This is a genomic window from Vreelandella olivaria, from assembly GCF_023507745.1.
Classification (GTDB): domain Bacteria; phylum Pseudomonadota; class Gammaproteobacteria; order Pseudomonadales; family Halomonadaceae; genus Vreelandella; species Vreelandella olivaria_A.
Map to the genome: position 1 here is coordinate 1 of NZ_JALPZO010000173.1, position 1,630 is coordinate 1,630.

At 65.9% G+C, this 1,630-nt stretch carries 2 protein-coding genes; both read left to right on the forward strand.

Annotation, left to right across the window (positions count from 1 at the left end; all coding sequences use genetic code 11):
- The coding region (gene otnK / locus HP566_RS20805; protein WP_249979213.1) for a 3-oxo-tetronate kinase at positions 1–1,098 on the forward strand (1,098 nt) is incomplete at its 5' end.
- Positions 1,095–1,630, forward strand: a 536-nt coding sequence (gene otnC, locus HP566_RS20810; protein ID WP_249979214.1) for a 3-oxo-tetronate 4-phosphate decarboxylase, incomplete at its 3' end; no start/stop codon positions are given. The genes otnK and otnC, both read left to right, overlap by 4 nt.

Consider the following 1,630-nt stretch of genomic DNA (forward strand, 5'->3'; position numbering starts at 1 on the left):
TGGCTACGCCAGCAGGGCGCCCGGCAGCTGTTCTTCAAGTACTGCTCCACCTTTGATTCCACCGACCAGGGCAATATCGGCCCGGTGGCCGATGCGTTACTGGAGCGGATTTGGGCGGCTCACCCTGATGCCCAGGGCGCACCGCAAACGGTGATGGTGCCCGCTTTCCCGGTCAATGGTCGGACGGTGTATCAGGGCCATCTGTTTGTCGGTGACCGGCTACTGAATGACAGCGGGATGCAGCACCACCCGTTAACCCCCATGACGGATGCCGATCTGGTGCGGGTACTGTCCCGGCAAACCGACCACCCGGTGGGGCTGGTCAGCCATCAGGTGCTGGCTCAGGGGACTGAGGCCACCCAGGCCCATTTGGCCACACTGGCTGAGCAGGGCGTGCGCCATGTGATCTGCGATAGCCTGAATGAGCAGGATCTGGACGTGCTGGCCGAAGCAACGGTCTCCCTGCCGCTGGTCACCGGTGGTTCCGGGCTAGGGCAGGCGCTGCCGGCCCAGTACCGGGCCAGGGGCTGGTTAGCGTCGATCACGGAGCCGGGGCGCTTATCGCCTGCAACGGGTGGGGCGCTGGTGCTCTCCGGCAGTTGCTCACGGGCCACCCTGGCCCAGGTGGCGGATTTTCTGCACCGCCATCCCGGCGCAGGCGTTGCCCTGGACCCTCTGGCACTGGCTGAAGGCAACACTCAGTGGGAACAGGCCCTGGCGTTTGCACTTACGCGCCTGGAGCAGCAGACCCCGGTACTGATCTACGCCTCGGCGGACCCAGAGAAGGTGAAAGCTGCGCAAGCTGAACTGGGCGTGGCCCGTGCGGGGCATCTCGTCGAAGAGGCATTGAGCCAGCTAGCGGTCACGCTGGTCAATGAAGGCGTGGGGCGTTTGCTGGTGGCTGGGGGGGAAACCTCCGGTGCAGTGGTCTCGGCACTGGGCATTACCACCCTGCGCATCGGCGAGCAGATCGACCCCGGTGTGCCCTGGACTCAGGCCCCACTGGAGGGCCGCGCGGCACCGCTCTCCCTGGCGCTGAAATCCGGCAACTTTGGGGGTGTCGACTTCTTCACCCGGGCCTTTGAGGTACTGGCATGAGCCTTCATCGGCATGATCACCACCACAACACCCTGAGGGAGCAGATCAGCACCCTGGGCAAGTCGCTGTTCGATCGCGGCCTGACCATGGGCGCCAGCGGCAACATCAGCGTGCGCCTGGAGGATGGTGGCTGGTTGATGACCCCCACCAATGCCTGCCTGGGGCGGCTGGACCCGGCCCGTATCTCCCACCTGGATCAACACGGTCATTTGCTCAGCGGCGACCCGCCCACCAAGGAGCAGTTCCTGCACATGGCCATGTACGCAGAGCGCCCCCAGTCCGGCGCCATTGTGCACCTTCACTCCACCCACTCGGTGGCGGTGTCGTGCCTGCCGGGTGTCAACCCCTGCGACTGTATCCCCCCACTGACCGCCTACTACGTGATGCGGGTCGGCAAACTCCCGCTGGTGCCCTACCACCTCCCCGGCGACCCCACACTGGGGGAGGCGGTGCGGGGGCTGGCGGGCAAGCACAGTGCGGTGCTGTTGGCCAACCACGGGCCGGTGGTGGCGGGAAAAGATCTCGAAGCGGC